This window comes from Wolbachia endosymbiont of Tuta absoluta (genome assembly GCF_059414725.1).
In genome coordinates this window covers 1-1,106 of record NZ_JBNRJY010000147.1, presented here as the reverse complement: position 1 = coordinate 1,106, position 1,106 = coordinate 1, and the positions used below count along the sequence as shown (strand labels likewise).

1 pseudogene is annotated in these 1,106 nt (G+C 39.3%); it reads right to left on the bottom strand.

Annotation, left to right across the window (positions count from 1 at the left end):
* Nucleotides 1–968: 968 nt before the first annotated feature.
* Nucleotides 969–1,106, bottom strand: a pseudogene (locus ACJ5GX_RS01635) (N-acetyltransferase); the annotation flags it as partial.

Here is a 1,106-nt window from a genome sequence, read left to right as displayed (position 1 = left end):
AAATAGATATCAATTCTTCCTAAGGGAAAATAGATATCAATTCTGAATATCTGTAAGGGGTGAGGGTTCTACTTCTCAGGGGCGGAGAGGGGGCCCCGTGAGGCTCATATACCTTTCCCGATACCATTCCAGCCTTTACTCTTGTCAGGAAATCCATGTACCTTCTTAAAGAACTGTTTGGGTTACTTATTTTCTACATTAAACACAACGTAATGGGTCCTACCAACTATCTAGACGATCGATCGTGCCCTATGGCGTACTCTGGGGGAGGCCTACGTCCAGAAGGGACTGCAACGGGTTGCTTTATGTATGTATGTGTGTAGGTAAAGGTCAAAGTCACTAATATTCTACCGATAGGAGGATAGGCGCTTACTTTGCTGCTACTTTTAGGATCGATCTTGTAAACTAAAGGGAGATTGCTAACCGGATGAAATTGGTCGTTAACATGGAATTAAGTCTATAATAGCTTTATACCCATTACTTCTTTTTGTGTGTGACACCGAGTCCTTCAACGACCCGACGAACCCTGGAGTCAGTTACAATACTCACACGGAGGTGGCACGGCCTAGCGAGCACATTTCTCGACTACCCCAGCGCGGGATTAGCTCACCGTAGTCCAGACCTACAGACGCTCCATCTATAGCTTGGATTCATGATCGATCAAAATCTTTTAATACCCTGATATATTAGAGGTATGTTCCTTGGGGAAAGTTGTTACTTTCATCCTGTGTTTTCGGTATCGGTCACTGGTAAAATTTCACTCTATAATTTATTATTGCTACGCTTACAATTTGCCATGCCCTTTCTTATCAGCTTGATGTATATTTTGAATTAATTTGTTTTATCTTAGCATTTTGTCGAAGCTTTCGATTTTTTTCTCAATCATGTGTTTGTAATACTAAATTAAATACATTTATTCTGTGGTAAATGTATAAAGCGCTTCTTTACCTTCTATCGCTAGGATCGATCTGTTTAGGTGGGAAATCATGTTTGTTGTAATATTGAATATAACCAATATCAACTCCATCACAATTAATAATGAATGCGTGCATTGGTTTTTCAATAATTTGTGTCTTAAATTTCAAACGTTTGAATCCTTTAACGTA